This is a genomic window from Bartonella sp. AD328YNZD, from assembly GCF_042196425.1.
This window is the reverse complement of the sequence record NZ_JBHIQG010000669.1, coordinates 1-831: the sequence shown is the minus strand read 5'-3', so window position 1 is coordinate 831 and position 831 is coordinate 1. Positions and strand designations below refer to the sequence as shown.

1 protein-coding gene is annotated in these 831 nt (G+C 36.6%); it reads left to right on the top strand.

Annotated features, from left to right (window positions below; translation table 11 throughout):
- Positions 1-22: 22 nt before the first annotated feature.
- A partial coding sequence (gltX, locus tag ACFIO3_RS14375; protein WP_375696141.1) for a glutamate--tRNA ligase occupies positions 23-831 on the top strand: 809 nt, incomplete at its 3' end.

The window sequence follows — 831 nt, the reverse complement described above, 5'->3', positions numbered from 1 at the left end:
GATAAAAATTGAGTATTATTTTATGGTTAAAGTTCGTTTTGCTCCCTCTCCAACAGGTTATATTCATATTGGCAATATCCGTATTGCACTTTTCAATTGGCTTTATGCGCAAGCGTATAAGGGAGAATTTATTTTGCGCTATGATGATACAGATGTTGAACGTTCTAAACAAGAATATATTGATGCTATTGCTGTTGACCTTGAATGGCTTGGTATTCAACCAGATTCAATTTATTATCAATCTAAGCGATTTAATCGATATGATGAAGTTGCGGAAATTCTCAAACAACGCGGGCTTCTTTATCCCTGTTATGAGACTGCAGAAGAATTAGAGCGGCGTCGTAAAATTCAGCTTTCACGCAAATTGCCTCCTATTTATAACCGTGCAGCATTAAAATTGACGGCAGAAGAGAAAAAAAACTTTGAATCTCAAGGTCGTAAACCCCATTGGCGTTTTCTTCTTCCTAATTTTGAAAGTGATCCTTTGCAAACAAAGCGAACAGAAGTTTGCTGGAATGATGCGATAAAGGGGAAGCAGACGATTGATTTGGCTTCTCTTTCAGATCCTGTTCTTATTCGTGAAGATGGAAGCTATCTTTATACATTGCCGTCTATTGTTGATGATGTAGATATGGCTATTACGCATATTATTCGCGGGGATGATCATATTACAAATACAGGCGCTCAAATTGCTATTTTTAAAGCCCTTAATGCAGAATTACCGGTTTTTGCTCATACCAATTTATTGGCGACAGTTTTAGGAAAAGGATTTTCAAAACGTAATAATGATCTTTCTATTCGTTCTCTACGGGAAGAAGGATTTGAATCTAT